The following is a 16,403-nucleotide window of genomic DNA, read 5'->3' as shown; positions in this document are numbered from 1 at the left end:
GCCTTTCGGCCCCCGGAAGTCCGCAAAACGGACTGTACAGTTGCCCTTATGTCGGATATGTCCAGCCAATCTTTCCAGGATTCCGATGACAGGGGGACATCCGCGCACGACGCACGGCCCGTCCTGTCCGGGGCCCGTCTTCTGCTGGCGGACCGCGACGAGCGGACGGCGTCCGCCGCCGCCGAGGCGCTGCGTGACAACGGAGTGGCCCAGGTGCACACCGTGGGATCGTCCGCCGCGTTCCTCGAAGCCGGACGCAGACCCCCGTCGACCGTGCGGGCCTGGGACATCGCCGTATGGGACAGCGGACTCGGCGGGGACGACGACGACCTGACCGCGTTCCTCGGCGAGTGGTACGCGCAGAACCCGGGCGTACCGGTCGTGGTCACCGACGAGGCCCCGAGCACCCGGCGCGCGCTGGCCGCCCTGCGCGGCCGCGCCGTCGACATGGTCGAACGCGACGACCTGCCCGGACTGATCGCGGCCGTCAGCCGGGCCCGGCACCAGACCCCCGCGTCTCCGGCCACCGGCCCCGGACCGAAGCCCGTGAGCATGCTCGTGGTCGGCGCCCACCCGGACGACGTGGAGATCGGCGCGGGCGGAATCGTCCATCTGCGGGCCGACGAGGGCTGGGACATCACCGTGCTGACCCTCTCCCACGGCGGCGGCGGGGGCGACCCCGAGCGGCGGGGCGACGAGGCCCTGCGCGCCGCCGAGGTCATGGGCGCGCGGCTCGTGATGGAGGACCTGCCCGACGGTTCCATCACCGACGACAGCAGCACCGTCCGCATCATCGAGCGCACGGTGGCCGAGACCCGGCCCGACGTCGTGCTCGTGCACTCCGACAGCGACACCCATCAGGACCACCGGGCGGTGCACCGCGCCACCCTCGTCGCCTGCCGCCGCGTCCCGCGCCTCGCCTGCTACCAGTCGCCGTCCGCCACCGTCTCGTACCACCCCAACCGCTTCGTCGGGCTGAGCGAGTCCGACCTGGAGGCGAAGCTCGCCGCCATCAAGGCGCACGGCTCCCAGGCCGGCAGCCGCTGGTACCTCGACGAGGACCTGCTGCGCTCGACCGCCCGCTACTGGGGCCGCTTCTCCCAGGCCCGGTACGCCGAACCCCTGGAGGTCATCCGTGACGCCACACCGCTCGGCTTCTTCGCAGGCGACCATGGCTGAGCCGAACCGGCCCGCGCCGGACACCGGCCCCGATCTCGCGGCGCCCCTCGGCCGGCCGCCCAGAGTGCTGGTCACCGGCGCCGGCGGACCGTCCGGCGTCTGCTTCCTGCGCGCCCTCGACGGCGCGGCCGAGCGGTACGCCGCCGACATCGACCCGCTCGGCGCCGGCCTGTACCTCGTGCCCCGCGCCTACCGGCTGCTGCTGCCGCCCGGCGACGACCCGGCCTTCGCGCGGGCCGCCCTGGCCCTGTGCCGCCGGTACGACGTCGACGTGCTCGTGCCCACCGTGGACGCGGAACTCGTCGCCCTCGCCCGCGCCGCCGACAGCTTCGCCGACGCCGGGGTGCGGGTCCTGGTCCCGGACGCCGACGGGCTGGAGACCTGCCTGGACAAATGGCGGCTCGCCCAGGCGTGCGAAGGCGCCGTACGGGTCCCGGTCACCCGGCTGCTCGGACCGGCGGACGCCGGCGCCGACAACGGGTTCGACGGCGGCTTCCCCGCCATCGCCAAACCCCGCACCGGCTCCGGCTCGCGCGGCGTGACGCTCGTCGAGGACGCGGCCGGTCTCGCCCGGCTCCCGCAGGACGGCTCGTACCTGGTCCAGGAGATGCTGCCCGGCACCGAGTACTCCGTGGACGTGCTCACCGACGGCACCGGACGGGTGGTGGCCGCCGTGCCGCGCGCCCGCGACAAGACCGACTCCGGGATCGTCGTCGCCGGCCGCGTCCTGCACGCGCCCGGACTGTCCGCGCTCGCCGAGGCCACGGTGCACACGCTGGGCCTGCGCGGCGTCCTCAACGTCCAGGTGCGCGAGGACCGCGACGGCCGGCCCGCGCTCCTGGAGGTCAACCCCCGCCCGCCGGGCGGACTCTCGCTCACCGTCGCCGCCGGCGTCGACATGCCCCGCTGGGCCGTCGCCGGACTCCTCGGCGCCGAACTGCCCGACCGGATCGCCCACCGCGAGACCGCCGTCGTCCGGCACTGGCAGGACGTCGTGCTGCACCCCCGCGAACTCGGCGACATGGGAGACGCGCGAGAGACGGGAACCGGAGCCGGAGGCCCGCGATGAGTCCCCGCTCCCCCCTCGTCCTGCGCGCCGACTTCCACACCCACACCGACTTCTCCGACGGCCACGATCCGCTCGACCAGGTCGTCGCCGCCGCCGAGAGCGCCGGACTCGGCACCCTGATCCTCACCGACCACGTACGCGCCGACACCACGTATCTGCCGGAATACGTGGCCGCCGTGCGCGCCGCCCGCATCACCACCCCCGTCAGCCTGGTCTGCGGCGTCGAGGCGAAGATCATGGACACCGCGGGCCGCCTCGACCTGCCCGACGACCTCACCGGCATCGACCACGTGGCCCTCGCCGACCACCGCTTCCCGCTCCCGGACGGGCCCGCCCACCCCGACGAGGTCCGCGACCGGCTCGCCACCGGCGCCCTCACCCCCGCCGCGGCGCTCGAACTCCTCGTGCGGGCCACGGCGCGGGCCGTGCGCGCGGTACCGGCGGGCCGCAGCGCCCACGTCGCCCACCTGTTCAGCGTGCTGCCCAAGGCCGGGCTCGACGAGGCGGCCGTCGACGCGGCGCTCCTGGAGCCGCTGGCCCGCGCCTGCCGCACGCACGGCGTCCCGGTCGAACTCAACGAGAAGTGGCGCTGCCCGGCCCCGCGCACCGCGGCCCTGCTCGGCCGCGCCGGGGTGCGGCTCGTCGCGGGCAGCGACGCGCACCGCGCGGACGCCGTCGGCGTCTTCCCCTGGGTGCGGCAGGCCCTGGCCGAGGCGGAGGCGCGATGCACGTCCTGAGCGGGATCGCGCACACCGTCGCCGAGGTGATCGTCTTCCTCGGCGCGGTGCCGCTGGTCATCGGCGTGATCCAGTTCCTGCTCATCGGCCTGCAACGCTTCCGGCACCTCTACGAGGACCGGGGCGACGTGTACCTGCCGCGCACCGCCATCCTCATCCCGGCGTGGAACGAGGCCCCCGTCCTCACCGGCTCCGTCGAGGCCCTGCTCGCCCTGCACTACCCGGCCGACCGGCTGCGCGTCGTCATCATCGACGACGCCAGCACCGACGAGACGCCCGAGGTGATGAGCGCGCTGATCCGCCGCCACCCCGGCCAGGTGCGGCACCTGCGCCGCGAACAGGGCGGCCAGGGCAAGGCCCACACCCTCAACCACGGCCTCGCCCACGTCCTCGACGACGACTGGGCCGAGGCGGTGCTCGTCATGGACGCCGACGTCGTCTTCGAGCGGGACGCGCTGTGGCGGATGACCCGGCACCTCGCCGACCCCGAGGTGGGCGCCGTGACCGCGTACATCAAGGAGGGCAGCGGGAAACAGGGCAACTACCTCACCCGCTACATCGCCTACGAGTACATCACCGCCCAGGCCGCCGCCCGGCGCGCCCAGAACGTGCTGGGCGTCGTCGCCTGTCTGGCCGGCGGCGCCCAGCTCCACACCCGGGCCAACCTGGAGGCGATCGGCGGCCGGTTCGACACCAGCACCCTCGCCGAGGACACCGTCACCACCTTCGAGACCCAACTGGCCGGGCGCCGCGTCGTCTTCGACGGCTACGCCACCGTGCTCGCCGAGGAACCCGCGAGCCTCGCGGGCCTGTGGAAGCAGCGGCTGCGCTGGGCGCGCGGGAACCTCCAGGTCACCCGCCGCTACCGCGACGTCTGGTTCCGCGGCCGGACCTCGGGCGGCACCCACCGCCTCGGCTCGTTCCTGTTCGGGCTGATCTGGTTCTCCCTGCTGGCCACTCCCGTACTGCTGGTGGCGTGCTCGGCCTCCCTGCTGTTCCTGTACTTCAGCGACTCCGACCGCGCCTGGCTGCTGTTCCACGTGCTGTGGGTCATCAACCTGATCTGCTATCTGCTGATCACGCTGCTCTCGGCCGTGATCGACCCGTCGACGTTCCGCCGCAGCTGGTTCGAGGCGCTGATCTACCCCGGCGCCATCGCCATCTGCATCCTCGTCATCACCGCGCTGCCCGGGGTCTTCGTCCCCCTGCTCGACCGGATCGGCCTGCTGCCCCAGGACGGCTCGGTCCACCCCGTGATGATCGCCGTCTACGCCTGGCTCGCCCTGTCCATGCCCATCGCCTGGTGCGCCAAGCTGCTGACCGGCACCCGGCTGCGCTGGCTGGCACCCCCGCTCCTGCACCTCGCCGGATACGGCTCGCTGCTGGCCGCCTGCCTGGTCGCGTCGTTCGTCCAGGAGATGCGGCACGCCCAGATGACCTGGGACAAGACCGAGAAGACCGGAAAGGTGGCGGCGCCGCGATGACACCCCACGACAGTCCCGGAAGCCCGGGCCCCTTCGACGCCCGGACCCTCGCCGAGCGGGCCCGCGAGCTCACCCGCCGCGACCGGCGCGCCGACCACCGGCTGTTCTGGCTGGAGCTCGTCGTGCTGCTGGTCATCGCGGCGCTGCTGGTGGCCCGCTGGTGGTGGGTGGTCTGACGGCGGGGCCGTTCCGGCCGGGGGATCAGTCCAGTACGAACGGATCGGCGCCCTGCCCGGCGAGCGCGAACCAGGCCGTGGTGCCGGTGTGCAGACTGGCGTAGAGCCGGTCCCCGTCGCCCGTGTCCAGCCCGTCCGAGGAAGCCGCCACGAGACCGTGGCCGTCCGCGCCGGGTGCGCCGGACTGTGCCGCGCGCAGAGATGCGAGCAGCCGGTCCGCCCGCGCCCTGTCCCCGTCCCCGTTCCTGGCCCGCAGCGCGCACACGAGGTGACCGGTCCCCTCGAACCACACCTTCGAGGTGTCGGCGTCGCTGAACGACACCCCGACGAAGCCGCCGTCCTCGGCCGCCAGCTCCCGCAGCGCCCAGTCCAGGGACTTCTCGTGGCGGGCGTCGCGGGTGGCCAGGTACGACCAGGTCTGCGGGTCCTCCGGCACCGGGCCGCGGTTCACGGTGCTGCCGTCGGTTCCGGTACCGGTCCAGAAGGCGCCCCGCTCCTCGTCCCACATGGCGTCGAGGAACGCGGCCGCTGTGTCGGCCCGGTCGCCCCAGGCGGTGTCGTCCACGGCTGCGCCGAGCGCCCGGAAGAACCCGGCGACGTCGGCGTTGTGCTCACTGGACCGCCATGCCACCGCTTTCCCGGCGGAGTCGACGCCGCCCGCGTACCCCGCGGTGCCCGTCGACCGGAAGACGGTGTCCTGGATCCACCCCGCGGCACGCAGCGCGCCCGAGCGGAACGCGGCCGTGCCCGTGGCCCGGTGCGCGTGCAGCAGGGCGAGGCCCGCCCAGGCCAGGGTGCCGGTGAAGACATCGCCTGCGGCGGCCTTCGGCACCTGCGCGCCCGACGGCGGGCGGCCCGACTCGTAGGACTGGCGCAGCCGCCCGTCGTCCTCGGGATCCCGCTCCTGGAGCGCCACCAGGGTCCGGGAGAGTTCGGCGGCCCGTTCCAGGTCCGCGTCCCGGCCCCGCCGGCAGTACGCGATGATCACGAGCGCGACGTCGTAGGTGAAGGCCACCTTCGAGTGATGGCGTGCCATGTACCCGCCGGTGTAGCTCCGCGGCAGCCCGCCGGGACGGCCCGCCGCCTCGTCGACCCGCCGGTCCAGGAAGGTGTACGCGCGTGAGACGGCGTCCCGCGCCGATCCGCCGGAAGGCGCCCCGGGTCCCTCTGACGAGCAGCCGCCCAGGGCACAGCCCGTCAGCAGGGCGGTGAAGGCGCGACGGCTGAGCACGAAGTGCGGCATCCCTCCATGGAATCCCATGGAGGGGCTTTATCGATGCATATGCCTGGAACGTCGTGGCCCGTCCTCGCTCCGCCCGGCCCGCGACCCCGGACCCGGGACCCCGGCCCCGTGCTAGCGTGATCTGTTTCCCGCCGCGCCCTCCTCGGTACGGTCCCCTGAGAGGAAGGCTCCCCGTGAGCGATTCAGCACGTGCCGACTCCGTCCCCACGCCCGCGCTGCCACCCGTGGCGTCCTTCGCGGAGCTGGGGCTGCCAGCCGAGGTGCTGCGCACGCTCGACGAACACGGGGTGAGCGAGCCGTTCCCCATCCAGGCGGCCGCACTGCCGAACGCGCTCGCGGGACGTGACGTGCTCGGCCGCGGGCGCACCGGTTCGGGCAAGACGCTCGCCTTCGGCCTGGGCCTGCTCTCCCGGACGGCGGGCCGGCGCGCCCAGCCCAAGCAGCCGCTCGCCCTCGTCCTGGTGCCCACCAGGGAGCTGGCGCAGCAGGTCGGCGAGGCCCTCGCCCCGTACGCGCAGGCACTGAAGCTGCGCCTGGCGACCGTCGTCGGCGGCGTCTCCATCGGCCGGCAGTCCGCCGCGCTGCGCGAGGGCGCCGAGATCGTGATCGCGACGCCCGGCCGGCTGCACGACCTGATCCAGCGCAAGGACTGCCGACTGGACCGGGTGCGCATCACGGTCCTGGACGAGGCCGACCAGATGTGCGACATGGGGTTCCTGCCGCAGGTCACCGAGGCCCTGGACCAGGTGGGTCCCGACGGGCAGCGGATGCTGTTCTCGGCCACCCTCGACGGTGACGTCGACCAGCTGGTCAGCCGCTATCTGCACGACCCCGCCGTCCACGAGGTCGACCCGTCGGCCGGGGCGGGCGACGCGATCGCGCACCACGTCCTGCTCGTGCACGGCCCGGACCGGTACGCCGTGGCCACCGAGATCGCCGCCCGTGACGGCCGCGTCCTGCTCTTCCTCGACACCAAGCACCAGGTCGACCAGCTCACCCGCCATCTGCGGGCCAGCGGGGTGGCCGCCGCCGCCCTGCACAGCGGCAAGGCGCAGCCGCAGCGCACCCGGACCCTGGCGCAGTTCAAGGACGGCCAGGTCACCGCCTTGGTGGCGACCAACGTCGCGGCGCGCGGCCTGCACGTCGACGACCTCGACCTGGTGGTCAACGTCTCCCCGGCGACCGACCCGAAGGACTATCTGCACCGCGCGGGCCGCACGGCACGGGCCGGCCGCACCGGCACGGTCGTGACCCTGGTCCTCTCGGGCGAGCGCCGCGAGACGAGCCGGGTCATGGCGGAGGCCGGCGTCCGCCCCACGACCACCAAGGTGCGCTCCGGCGAGGCCGAACTGAGCCGGATCACCGGCGCCCGCAAGCCCTCCGGCGTCCCGCTCGACGGCGGGCCCGCCGCGGCCCGGCCCAAGAACCACAACGCGCCGTTCCGGGGCCTGGGCAGCAGCAAGGACCAGAGCGCCCAGGGCACCGGCTCCGGTTCCGGCGGCAGGTCCCGCAAGTCGAGCGAGGCCCGCAAGCTCGCGGAGGCCCGCAGGGCGGCCCGGGTGCGGCGCGGCGGCTGACGCGCGGGCCCCCGCTCAGCCCAGCCGGGCCAGCAGCTCGGCGGCGAGCGGCGCCGACGAGGCCGGGTTCTGGCCGGTGACGAGGTTGCGGTCGGTGACGACCTTCGGCGCCCACGGCTCGCCCTCCAGCACCCGCACACCGGCGTCGGTGAGCCGGTCCTGGAGGAGCCACTTCGCCCGGTCCGCGAGCCCGGCCTGGCGCTCCTCCTCATTGGTGAACGCGGCGACCTCGTAGCCCCGGAACGTGTTCGTGCCGTCCTCGCGCGTCGCGGCGAGCAGCGCGGCCGGGCCGTGGCAGACGACCCCGAGCGGCTTGCCGGAGTCGAGGGCACGGGTCAGCAGCGCACCGGAGGCGGCGTCGACGGCGAGGTCCTCCATGGGCCCGTGGCCGCCCGGGTAGAAGACGGCGGCGTAGTCGTCCAGGTTCACCTCCTCCAGCTTCAGCGGGGACCCCAGCTCCGTCATCGTGTCGAGGACGCGCGCGATCCGGTCGGCGCCTTCCTGGCCGCCGTTCATCTCCGGCGCGAGGCTGCCCCGGTCGACGGTGGGCACGACCCCGCCGGGCGTGGCGACGACGACCTCGTGGCCCGCGGCCCGGAACGCCGCGTAGGGGGCGGCGGCCTCCTCGGCCCAGAAACCGGTGGGGTGCTCGGTGCCGTCGGCGAGGGTCCAGTGGTCGGCGCCGGTGACGACGAAAAGAATCTTCGACATGGGGGTCAGCTCCGTGTTCCGCGAGGGGGTGCGTGGATCAGTGACCTCGACCGTAAAACCGACCTGCCCCGGAGATCCACCGGAGCCCCGCAAGCGGGGGAGTCGATCTATCCGGCCTTCTGGGGACCGTCGCCGAGCCGGGCGGCCCGACGGCGCAGCTTGGGCGGCCATTTGCGGGTGTCGCGCGGCTCCACGTACGGCTCCTGCCCCTCCGGCAGGCCGCCGGAGATGGCACGCTGCCGGGCCAGCTCCGCGTCGAACTCCAGACCGAGCAGGATCGCCAGGTTCGACAGCCACAGCCAGATCAGGAAGATGATGACGCCCGCCAGGGTGCCGTACGTCTTGTTGTACGAGCTGAACCCGGCCACGTACAGGGCGAACACGCCCGACGCCAGCAGCCACAGCAGCACCGCGACGACGCTGCCCGGGCTCAGCCAGCGGAAGCCGGTGCCCCGGACATTGGGCGCGCGCCAGAACAGCAGCGCCACCATCAGCACCACCAGCACGAGCAGCACCGGCCACTTCGCGATGTTCCAGGTGGTGACCGCCGCGTCCCCGGCGCCGATCGTCTCCCCGGCCCGGCGCGCCAGCGGCCCCGTGAACACGACGATCGTCGCGCTCACCGCGAGCAGCAGCATCAGCGTCACCGTCAGCGCCAGCCGCAGCGGGGTCACCTTCCACACCGGGCGGCCCTCCGGAAGGTCGTACACGGCGTTCGCGGTGCGGATGAACGCGCCGACGTAACCGGACGCCGACCAGATCGCCGCCACCAGGCTCACCACGGCGACGACACCGCTCGTCCCGCCCGCGCCCTGGAGCTCCACCACGGCGTTGCCGAGCAGGTCCCGGACCGGGCCCGGCGCGAGATGGCGCAGATTGTCGAGCACGCCCTTGGTCGCCGTCTCGCCGACGACACCCAGACCGGAGATCAGCACCAGCAGGGCGGGGAACAGCGACAGCACCCCGTAGTAGGTGAGGGCGGCCGCCTTGTCGGGCAGGTCGTCGTCCAGGAACTCCTTGGCCGTGCGGCGCACCACGGCCCACCACGAGCGGGCGGGCAGCTCGGTCGGATCGCGCGGCTCCCGCGCCCCTGACCGGTCCTCCCGCGCCTCGTCGCTGTTCCGCTCACGGGTCATGGCGCCTCCTGGGGGCTGACGGGGCCGGTCTGCGCTCCGGGTGCCCGCGTCGGCGCCGCCCACGCGTCGGCCCGGCCCACGGGCGCCCCAGGTAGGGTCACCGTCATGGCGGACTGGGAAATAAGGCCTGCTCAAGTGGCTGATGTCGAGACGATCGTCGAGCTGCGGGCCGTGGTGATGCGCCCCGATCTGGAGCGGCTCGGCCGATTCGACCCGCACCGGGTGCGGCAGCGGTTCCGGGACGCCTTCGTGCCCGCGCACGCCTGGGTGATCGAGGTGGGCGGCGCGTTCGCCGGTAGTGTCGCGCTGCGCCCGGCCGAGGACTGCCGCTGGCTGGAGCACTTCTTCCTCGCGCCCCACCTCCAGGGCAGCGGCATCGGTACGGCCGTGCTGAACCACCTCCTCGACCGCTGCGACCGGGACGACGTCGTGGTCCGGCTGAACGTGTTGCGGGGCAGCGCCGCGCAACGCCTCTACGAGCGGCTCGGGTTCACCGTCGAGTCCGAGGATCCGGTGGACGTCTTCATGGTGCGCGGCACACCGGACCGGCGCGGCACACCCGACTAGCGCCGCAGATGGACCTGTAGACCGGTGCGGCCCGGTGCGCGGTCCGGCCGCAGCACCAGGTCCCCGTCGTACGCGCCGCCCGCCTCGGTGCGGTACGCGAGGGGCTCCTCGTCGGGCAGCGCGCGCAGCCGCTCCCCGAGTGCGGCGGAGGTCCTGGCCCCGTCGGCCGTGTCGTGCCGGTCGGCGCCGTACACGACGAACGGCGCGAGCGGCGCCATCCCCGTGTACCAGAACGTGCCGTGCAGCAGCGGGAACAGCACCTCATCCACGTGCCCGTGGATCCCGCGCGGCCCGAACCCGGACAGCCGGGCGCCCACCGACGTGACGACCAGCGCCCGCTTTCCGGCGAGGCCGCCGTCGCCGTAGCGCCGGGTGCGCCCGTCCGGCGCCTTCACCCCGAACCCGAGCCCCTGCACCAGGACCCGGTCGAACCAGCCCTTGAGGATGGCCGGCGGCCCGAACCACCACAGGGGGAAGTGCAGGACCACCACGTCGGCCCGCGCCAGCTTCTCGATCTCGCCGCGGATGTCGGCACTCAACTCGCCTCGCGTGTACGCGCGTTCCTGCGCGGCCCCGACGAACAGCCGCTCCCTCCCGGCGGGCGGGGTGCCGAAGTCGTCGGCGTCGAGCACGGCCTTCCACTTCATGGCGTACAGATCGGAGACCTCGTACGCGTGGCCGAGCCCGCCGAGCGTGCGGAGCGCGTCGGTCATCAAGGAGCCGTTGAGCGAGCGCTGTTCGGGATGGGCGAAGACCCAGAGGATGTTCATGCCCTCGATCGTGCGCGCCCGCCCCGCACCCCGTCAGTGGCCGGACGGCCACGACCCGGAAGGATCTGGCCAGGCTCACCCCGGGGCGACAGGGCGGTGCTCAGTGCTCGGCCAGCGTCCGGTGCGGTGGCCTCCCGTAGGTGTCGCGGTAGAGCGTCGCGAAGCGGCCGGGGTGGTAGAAGCCCCAGTGGGCGGCGACGGACGTGACCGTCACGTCCGTCGTCGGATCGGCGTCCCGCAGTTCGGCGTGCGCCCGCTCCAGCCGGACCCGGCGCAGGTGCGCGAGCGGCGTCGTGTCCAGGTGGCGGCGGAAGGCGTACTGCAGGGCCCGGACGGTGACATGGGCCGCGGCGGCGATCTGCGCCACCGTGAGCGCTTCGTGCGCGTGCTCGTCGATGTGGGCCAGGGCGCGGCGCAGCGTGGCCGAGTGCGCGTCGTGCCGGTCGGTCCCGGTCGGCTCGGTGAGCGCCGTGTTGGGGAAGGCGGCCAGCACGCTCGCCGCCAGGTGCAGGGCGGCCGTGGACACGATCAACGGCTCGGCGGCTATGGCCGGATCGCCGAGCACGTGGTCGCGTACGTGGTTGACGGTCCGGCGCAGGTGGGCGGCGGCCGCGGCGGAGGTCGGCCGGTGATCGAGGAGCCGCACGGGAGCGGACGCGGCCCGCGGGCCGGTGTCCGCGACCCTGGCCAGCAGCTCGGGATCGAGCATGGTGATGTTGTAGCGGGCGGCGCAGATCCGTCCGTGGTAGGGCATGTGGGGCGGGGCGAACGAGACGACGTCACCGGGGCCGAAGGCGTCCTCGACGTCCCCGAACCTGTGGTCCTGGATGGTGCCTTCGTGCACGAGACACAGACAGATCTTCTGCAACGGCGTCACGTCGTAGCTCATGTCGAAGTCGAGGTCGAGCTCGTCGACGGTCACGCCCGGCATCGCGTCCCGCCGGATCCGCGCCCGGCTCGTCCCCGGGGTGCCGTTTCCGATCCGCATCCGGGCGTAGTTGCGGGAGAGGAAATCCTCCGTCACTTCAAGATCGCTGCTGTCGAACAGCAGAGTGCCCATGCCACCTCGCCTAGTCTCCACCGCCCTGTCTCAGCAGGAGAATATGACTGAGGGAAGCGCCACCGCCACGAAACCGCCTAGTCGGGGCTTCGGCTGCTTCGTTTTCTGGACAGCCCCGACCTGCCCTTTCGTTTGCCGTGTCGTGCCGACGGTCCCCGCCGATCAGAGTTGTGCCCGGGCCGTGAACGGCGGCACGGCGAAGCGCGCACGGACGCGCGGACCAGGAACGGAGGCGTACGGCGAGGTGGCGCGTCAGGACGGCCGGTGTCCGAAAATCAACGGGCTGCAGGACGAGGTGCGTCAGCTGCAGCAGGCCATCGTCTCGCACAGCGTCGTCGACCAGGCGATCGGTGTGGTCATCGCGCTCGGCGCGCGCGGAACCCGGACGGAGGCCCGGAGCCCGCCGGTTGAGCCCGCGCCCGCCCCGGCGGACGCGCTCAGCCCAGCTGCCGTCGCATCAGGGTCAGATCGAGCCACCGGCCGAACTTCGTGCCGACCTCCCGCACCGTCCCCGCGTGCGTGAAACCGTGCCGCTCGTGCAGCCGGACCGACGCGGCGTTCCGCGCCTCGATCCCGGCGATCATGACGTGCAGCCCCGCCGCCTCCGCCGACGCGACGAGCGTGCCGAGAAGGCCGGATCCGATCCCGCGGCCGTGGTTGCCCTCGGCGACGTAGACCGAGTTCTCCACCGTGTGCCGGAACCCGGAGTAGTCCTTCCAGGGGCCGTAGACCCCGAACCCGACGACGTCCCCGTCGCTGTCGGCCACGTACGCCGAGCCGCGCTCCAGATGAGCGCCGAGCCAGGCCGCGCCCTCCTCCCGGGACTGCGGTGTGTCCGTCCACAGCGCCGTGCCGTGCTCGATGGCGTGGTTGCGGATGCCCAGGACGGCGTCCAGATCGGCCGCCCGCGCCGCACGGACCTTCACGTCCCCCGGCCGCGTCTCATATCGTAGATCCATGTCCAATATGATAGATCCCCTGGTGGAGCGGATCGGCGCCCGCATCCGCGCGGAGCGCGACCGGCGCGACTGGACCCTTGCGGAGCTCGCCGACGCCTCCGGCGTCTCCCGCGCCATGATCCACCGCATCGAGCGGGGCGAGAGCAATCCGACCGCCGTGGTGCTCGGCAAGCTCTCGGCCGCGTTTCGGCTGAGCGTGGCCACGCTCCTCGACCCGGACGGCACGGCGGAGGCCGAGCGCGTCCGGCGGGCCGAGGCGGCCCCGCGCTGGCTCGACCCCGAGACGGGATACGCGCGACGCCAGATCTCGGGCCCGGGCTTCCCCGCCGAGGTGGCCGAGGTCCGGCTGCCCGCCGGAGCCGAAGTGCCCTACCCCGCGGCCGCGTTCGCCTTCCACCGGCAGATCATCTGGGTGCTCGACGGGCATCTCACCTTCCACGAGGGCGAGTCCGTGCACGAGCTGGCCGCGGGCGACACCGTCGAACTGGGCACCCCGGCGCCGTGCGTCTTCGTCAACTCCACGCTGGTCGAATGCCGTTACGCCGTCGTGCTCGTCCGGGGCGACGCGCCGTGAGCCTGCCCCGCGGCGGGGTCGCGCTCCTCGGCTGCACCGCCGGAATCGCGATAGCCAACAACTACGCCGTCCAGCCCGCGCTCGCCGACCTCGCCCACGACACCGGCGCCTCGGCGACCGCCATCGGGCTCGTCACCACCGCCGCGCTCACCGGCTGCATCGCGGGGTTCGCCTTCCTGCTGCCGCTCGTCGACCGCGCGGCGCCGCGCCGGCTCGTCACCGGACAGCTCCTGCTCCTGACCGCCGGCCTGCTCCTCGCGGCGAGCGCCCGCACCCTCGGACCGCTCCTCGTCGCCTACGTCGTCGTGGGCGCCGGGGCGAGTGTGAGCGCGATGACCTCGGCGATCGCCGGGCGCGGGGTGCCGGGGGAGCGGCGCGGCGCCGCCGTGGGGCTCGTCGCCGCCGGGATGTCCGCCGGGATCCTGCTCAGCCGGCTCGTCGGCGGGGCGCTCGCCGAGGCGCTCGGCTGGCGCGGGATGCTGCTCGTCTTCGCCGGGCTCGTGCTGGTCTGCGCGGGCGGTACGTGGTGGCGGCTGCCACGCGAGCGGCCCGCGCCGCACGGCGGCTATCTGGCGACCCTCGCCGAGCTGCCCGGACTGCTGCGCCGGTACCGCACCCTGCGCCGGGCCGTCGTCCAGGGCAGCCTGTGGTACTTCGCCTTCAGCCTGGTCTGGGTGGCGCTCACGGTGCGGCTCGCTCAGCCCCCGTACAGCCTCGACGCCGCCGCGATCGGGCTCTACAGCCTCGCCGGGGCGCTGGGGTTCGCCGCGCTGCCGGTGGCCGGGCGGCTCGGTGACCGGTACTCGCCGCGGGCGGTGATCTGCGTGAGCATGGCGGTGGCCGCTGTCGGGGCGGGGGTGCTGTGCGCGGGGCTCGGTCGGCCGGTGCTCACCGGGGTGGGGCTCGCGCTGCTCGACGCCGGGTGCTTCACCGCGCAGGCCGCCAATCAGGCCCGGATCCTCGGGGTCGATCCGGCGCGGGGCGGGAGTCTCAGCGGGGTGTATCTGCTGGTGTACTTCTGCGCCGGAGCGGGGGGCTCCGCCGTTGCCGCGCCCCTGGTTGCCCGGGGTGGGTGGGGGCCGGCGTCGGGGGTGGTGCTGGGGGCGCTGGTGGTGGCCGGGGTGCTGGCGCTGCTGGACAAGGTGCCGGCCGGTGGGCCTTCTCGCGCAGTTCCCCGCGCCCCTGAGATGCGCACTGCGTGCGGCATCTCATCGGGGAACTGCGCGAGCGACCACGACGCACCCGCGGACGAAACGGCGCGGGTCAGTCCTCGGCGCGGCGGGACGCCTGGTCGGCGTGCTTCTTCTTGATGCGGACGTTCTCCTTGCGGACGTCGGCCTGCGTGGCGCGCTCCTGCTGGAGCCACTCGGGGTTCTCGGACTTGAGCGCCTCGATCTGCTCCGTGGTGAGCGCCTCGGTGACCCCGCCGCGGGCCAGACCCGCGATGGAGACGCCCAGCTTCTGCGCGACGACCGGTCGCGGGTGCGGTCCGTCGGCGCGCAGCGCGACGAGCCACTGCGGCGGGTCGGACTGCAGCGCGGCCAGTTCGGCGCGCGAGACGACGCCGTCCCGGAACTCGGCGGGCGTGGCATCGAGGTACACACCCAGCTTCTTCGCCGCGGTCGCGGGCTTCATGGTCTGGGTGCTCTGGTGCGAACTCATGAGGTCAAGGGTATCGAGCCGGGCCGAAAGGTCCGACCACGCCGGGTAGCCTGGCGGCGTGACAGGCACGGAAGACACCCCCGCACCGCCCCCGGCCCCCGGGTTCAGGCTCGCGTACGTTCCCGGAGCCACCCCCGCCAAGTGGGTGCGGATCTGGCGCGAGCGGCTGCCCGACGTCCCGCTGGAGCTGGTCCCGGTGTCCGCCGCGGAGGCGGCCGACGTCCTGCGCGGCGGTGCCGCCGACGCCGGTCTGGTCCGGCTGCCCGTGGACCGTACGTTCTTCAGCGCGATCCCCCTGTACACGGAGACGACCGTCGTGATGGTCCCCAAGGACCACGCCGTGGCCGCCGTCGAGGAGGTCACCCTCGCCGACCTCGCCGACGAGATCGTCCAGCACCCGCTCGACGACGTACTGGAGTGGGTGGAGCGCCCGCCGGGGCAGCCCGCGTTCGAGCGTCCGGCCACCACCGCCGACGCCGTCGAGCTGGTCGCGGCGGGCGTCGGTCTGCTCGTCGTGCCGCAGTCCCTGGCCCGGCTGCACCATCGCCGCGACCTCACCTACCGCACGGTCACGGACGCGCCGGGCTCCGGCGTCGGCCTCGCCTGGCCGGAGGAGCGGACCACCGACGCCGTCGAGGACCTCATCGGCATCGTGCGCGGCCGTACCGTCAACAGCTCCCGGGGCCGCGCCACGCCGCCCGCCGAGCGGCCCGCCAAGAAGACCGCGAGCCGCCCGCAGCAGAAGACCGCCGGTGGCGGCCGCCGACAGGGCGGAAAGACGCAGGGCGGCAGGCCCCAGGGCGGCAAGCAGACCGGCGGCAAGCAGGCGGGCGGCAAGCGGGGCAAGCCGCGCAAGCGGTCGTAGGTCAGTTCGGCGCCCCGGACCGCAGTCCGTCCATCACCAGATCGAGCAGCCGGCCCGCGCGTGACTGCCAGTCGCCCCGCGGGTCGATCTGCCACAGGCCCGCGATCGCCAGCATGAAGTCGTCGGTGTCCACGCCGGGCCGGATCGTGCCGGCCCGCTCGTTCGCGGCGAGCAGGAGCGTGACCGCGTCCGTCAGCAGCCCGTGGGCGATGCTCTTGAACGTGCCGGGCGCGGTCGTCGCCTCCCGCAGCGCGTTCGCCAGACCGGCCTTCGCCATCGCGTACTGGGCGAGCCGGTCCATCCACTCCCGCAGCGCCACCTCCGGCGGGCGGGCGCACAGCAGCTGGGCGGCGGTGTCCGCGACCTGCTGCACCTCGTACCGGTACACCTCCAGGACCAGCGCCTCCCGGCTGGGGAAGTTGCGGTAGAACGTGCCCTGGCCGACTCCGGCCTTCTTCGCGATCGCGCTCAGCGGCGCGTCGGCCGATCTGGTCAGTTCGGTGAGGGCCACTTCCAGGATGCGCTCGCGGTTGCGCTGGGCGTCCGAGCGCAGCGGTGCCTGCTTGTCCGGGTGACGCACGCGTCCTCCTTCGGCCGTGGCTCGGAAACATCCTTGCTGGGCGGACAGTTGTCC

The 16,403-nt window shown here is 73.7% G+C and carries 18 protein-coding genes and 1 pseudogene; 11 read left to right on the top strand and 8 right to left on the bottom strand.

Annotation, left to right across the window (positions count from 1 at the left end):
- Positions 1-57: 57 nt before the first annotated feature.
- The 5 genes from ABII15_RS04790 to ABII15_RS04770 are packed head-to-tail and all read left to right on the top strand — an operon-like array spanning position 58 to position 4,645.
- Positions 58-1,179 carry a PIG-L deacetylase family protein gene (locus ABII15_RS04790; RefSeq protein WP_353941020.1) on the top strand — a complete coding sequence of 374 codons (1,122 nt, stop codon included), beginning with the start codon at positions 58-60 and terminating at the stop codon, positions 1,177-1,179.
- Positions 1,172-2,248 (top strand): ATP-grasp domain-containing protein, encoded by a 1,077-nt coding sequence (locus ABII15_RS04785; protein ID WP_353941019.1) that lies wholly within the window; start codon positions 1,172-1,174, stop codon positions 2,246-2,248. The genes ABII15_RS04790 and ABII15_RS04785 overlap by 8 nt, the downstream gene beginning before the upstream one ends.
- Positions 2,245-2,985 carry a PHP domain-containing protein gene (locus tag ABII15_RS04780; RefSeq protein ID WP_353941018.1) on the top strand — a complete coding sequence of 247 codons (741 nt, stop codon included), beginning with the start codon at positions 2,245-2,247 and terminating at the stop codon, positions 2,983-2,985. Before ABII15_RS04785 ends, ABII15_RS04780 begins: the two co-directional genes overlap by 4 nt.
- A complete protein-coding gene (locus ABII15_RS04775) occupies positions 2,973-4,469 on the top strand; it encodes a glycosyltransferase family 2 protein (RefSeq protein WP_353941017.1) in 1,497 nt (498 codons plus the stop codon). The genes ABII15_RS04780 and ABII15_RS04775 overlap by 13 nt, the downstream gene beginning before the upstream one ends.
- Positions 4,466-4,645 carry a hypothetical protein gene (locus tag ABII15_RS04770; protein ID WP_353941016.1) on the top strand — a complete coding sequence of 60 codons (180 nt, stop codon included), beginning with the start codon at positions 4,466-4,468 and terminating at the stop codon, positions 4,643-4,645. The genes ABII15_RS04775 and ABII15_RS04770 overlap by 4 nt, the downstream gene beginning before the upstream one ends.
- Before the next feature lie 25 nt (positions 4,646-4,670).
- Here ABII15_RS04770 and ABII15_RS04765 read toward each other — a convergent pair whose 3' ends face one another.
- On the bottom strand, positions 4,671-5,906 hold the full coding sequence (locus ABII15_RS04765; protein WP_353941015.1) for a hypothetical protein: 1,236 nt from the start codon (positions 5,904-5,906) through the stop codon (positions 4,671-4,673).
- A 155-nt stretch (positions 5,907-6,061) separates the two neighbouring features.
- Here ABII15_RS04765 and ABII15_RS04760 point away from each other — a divergent pair, with 155 nt between their 5' ends.
- Positions 6,062-7,465: a DEAD/DEAH box helicase gene (locus ABII15_RS04760; protein WP_353941014.1), complete on the top strand. Its 1,404-nt coding sequence runs from the start codon at positions 6,062-6,064 to the stop codon at positions 7,463-7,465.
- Between the two features lie 15 nt (positions 7,466-7,480).
- Here the strand turns inward: ABII15_RS04760 and ABII15_RS04755 are convergent, their stop codons facing one another.
- Both ABII15_RS04755 and ABII15_RS04750 read right to left on the bottom strand, forming a co-directional pair.
- Entirely contained in the window at positions 7,481-8,176 is a 696-nt protein-coding gene (locus tag ABII15_RS04755; protein ID WP_353941013.1) for a type 1 glutamine amidotransferase domain-containing protein, read from the bottom strand.
- 107 nt (positions 8,177-8,283) lie between these two features.
- A complete protein-coding gene (locus tag ABII15_RS04750; protein WP_353941012.1) occupies positions 8,284-9,312 on the bottom strand; it encodes a YihY/virulence factor BrkB family protein in 1,029 nt (342 codons plus the stop codon).
- 105 nt (positions 9,313-9,417) lie between these two features.
- On the opposite strand from ABII15_RS04750, the gene ABII15_RS04745 reads away from it, so the two are divergent.
- The gene (locus tag ABII15_RS04745; protein WP_353941011.1) at positions 9,418-9,879 is read left to right on the top strand and encodes a GNAT family N-acetyltransferase; all 462 of its coding nucleotides are present in this window, start codon (positions 9,418-9,420) and stop codon (positions 9,877-9,879) included.
- On the opposite strand, the gene ABII15_RS04740 is transcribed toward ABII15_RS04745, so the two are convergent.
- Together ABII15_RS04740 and ABII15_RS04735 are read right to left on the bottom strand one after the other, a co-directional pair.
- Positions 9,876-10,649: an NAD(P)H-dependent oxidoreductase gene (locus ABII15_RS04740; RefSeq protein WP_353941010.1), complete on the bottom strand. Its 774-nt coding sequence runs from the start codon at positions 10,647-10,649 to the stop codon at positions 9,876-9,878. The genes ABII15_RS04745 and ABII15_RS04740 overlap by 4 nt on opposite strands.
- Before the next feature lie 100 nt (positions 10,650-10,749).
- Positions 10,750-11,709: a helix-turn-helix transcriptional regulator gene (locus tag ABII15_RS04735; RefSeq protein ID WP_353941009.1), complete on the bottom strand. Its 960-nt coding sequence runs from the start codon at positions 11,707-11,709 to the stop codon at positions 10,750-10,752.
- Positions 11,710-11,953: 244 nt separating this feature from the next.
- On the opposite strand from ABII15_RS04735, the pseudogene ABII15_RS04730 reads away from it, so the two are divergent.
- Positions 11,954-12,079, top strand: a pseudogene (locus ABII15_RS04730) (ANTAR domain-containing protein); the annotation flags it as partial.
- A gap of 67 nt (positions 12,080-12,146) precedes the next feature.
- Here ABII15_RS04730 and ABII15_RS04725 read toward each other — a convergent pair.
- Positions 12,147-12,668: an N-acetyltransferase family protein gene (locus ABII15_RS04725; RefSeq protein WP_353941008.1), complete on the bottom strand. Its 522-nt coding sequence runs from the start codon at positions 12,666-12,668 to the stop codon at positions 12,147-12,149.
- Between ABII15_RS04725 and ABII15_RS04720 the strand changes: the two genes are divergently transcribed.
- The gene (locus tag ABII15_RS04720) at positions 12,667-13,242 is read left to right on the top strand and encodes an XRE family transcriptional regulator (protein ID WP_353941007.1); all 576 of its coding nucleotides are present in this window, start codon (positions 12,667-12,669) and stop codon (positions 13,240-13,242) included. The genes ABII15_RS04725 and ABII15_RS04720 overlap by 2 nt on opposite strands.
- The gene (locus ABII15_RS04715) at positions 13,239-14,552 is read left to right on the top strand and encodes an MFS transporter (RefSeq protein WP_353941006.1); all 1,314 of its coding nucleotides are present in this window, start codon (positions 13,239-13,241) and stop codon (positions 14,550-14,552) included. The genes ABII15_RS04720 and ABII15_RS04715 overlap by 4 nt, the downstream gene beginning before the upstream one ends.
- Here the strand turns inward: ABII15_RS04715 and ABII15_RS04710 are convergent.
- Positions 14,506-14,904 carry a DUF5997 family protein gene (locus ABII15_RS04710; protein ID WP_353941005.1) on the bottom strand — a complete coding sequence of 133 codons (399 nt, stop codon included), beginning with the start codon at positions 14,902-14,904 and terminating at the stop codon, positions 14,506-14,508. The genes ABII15_RS04715 and ABII15_RS04710 overlap by 47 nt on opposite strands.
- 58 nt (positions 14,905-14,962) lie before the next feature.
- On the opposite strand from ABII15_RS04710, the gene ABII15_RS04705 reads away from it, so the two are divergent.
- Entirely contained in the window at positions 14,963-15,769 is an 807-nt protein-coding gene (locus ABII15_RS04705; protein WP_353941004.1) for a LysR family substrate-binding domain-containing protein, read from the top strand.
- A 1-nt stretch (position 15,770) separates the two neighbouring features.
- Here ABII15_RS04705 and ABII15_RS04700 read toward each other — a convergent pair whose 3' ends face one another.
- Complete coding sequence (locus ABII15_RS04700; RefSeq protein ID WP_353941003.1) at positions 15,771-16,349, bottom strand: TetR/AcrR family transcriptional regulator; 579 nt, start codon at positions 16,347-16,349, stop codon at positions 15,771-15,773.
- Between the last annotated feature and the right edge of the window lie 54 nt (positions 16,350-16,403).

Origin of the sequence: Streptomyces sp. HUAS MG91 (assembly GCF_040529335.1) — a bacterium.
GTDB classification, from domain to species: domain Bacteria; phylum Actinomycetota; class Actinomycetes; order Streptomycetales; family Streptomycetaceae; genus Streptomyces; species Streptomyces tabacisoli.
Note: the sequence above shows the minus strand (reverse complement) of the source record. Positions and strands in the feature narration are given on the sequence as shown.

Coding starts and splice junctions, on each gene's coding strand:
- ABII15_RS04785 (WP_353941019.1), top strand. CDS start 1,172: ATGGCTGAGCCGAACCGGCCCGCGCCGGACACCGGCCCCGATCTCGCG.
- ABII15_RS04745 (WP_353941011.1), top strand. CDS start 9,418: ATGGCGGACTGGGAAATAAGGCCTGCTCAAGTGGCTGATGTCGAGACG.
- ABII15_RS04720 (WP_353941007.1), top strand. CDS start 12,667: ATGTCCAATATGATAGATCCCCTGGTGGAGCGGATCGGCGCCCGCATC.
- ABII15_RS04770 (WP_353941016.1), top strand. CDS start 4,466: ATGACACCCCACGACAGTCCCGGAAGCCCGGGCCCCTTCGACGCCCGG.
- ABII15_RS04765 (WP_353941015.1), bottom strand. CDS start 5,906: ATGGGATTCCATGGAGGGATGCCGCACTTCGTGCTCAGCCGTCGCGCC.
- ABII15_RS04735 (WP_353941009.1), bottom strand. CDS start 11,709: ATGGGCACTCTGCTGTTCGACAGCAGCGATCTTGAAGTGACGGAGGAT.
- ABII15_RS04740 (WP_353941010.1), bottom strand. CDS start 10,649: ATGAACATCCTCTGGGTCTTCGCCCATCCCGAACAGCGCTCGCTCAAC.
- ABII15_RS04755 (WP_353941013.1), bottom strand. CDS start 8,176: ATGTCGAAGATTCTTTTCGTCGTCACCGGCGCCGACCACTGGACCCTC.
- ABII15_RS04710 (WP_353941005.1), bottom strand. CDS start 14,904: ATGAGTTCGCACCAGAGCACCCAGACCATGAAGCCCGCGACCGCGGCG.
- ABII15_RS04725 (WP_353941008.1), bottom strand. CDS start 12,668: ATGGATCTACGATATGAGACGCGGCCGGGGGACGTGAAGGTCCGTGCG.
- ABII15_RS04780 (WP_353941018.1), top strand. CDS start 2,245: ATGAGTCCCCGCTCCCCCCTCGTCCTGCGCGCCGACTTCCACACCCAC.
- ABII15_RS04775 (WP_353941017.1), top strand. CDS start 2,973: ATGCACGTCCTGAGCGGGATCGCGCACACCGTCGCCGAGGTGATCGTC.
- ABII15_RS04790 (WP_353941020.1), top strand. CDS start 58: ATGTCCAGCCAATCTTTCCAGGATTCCGATGACAGGGGGACATCCGCG.
- ABII15_RS04750 (WP_353941012.1), bottom strand. CDS start 9,312: ATGACCCGTGAGCGGAACAGCGACGAGGCGCGGGAGGACCGGTCAGGG.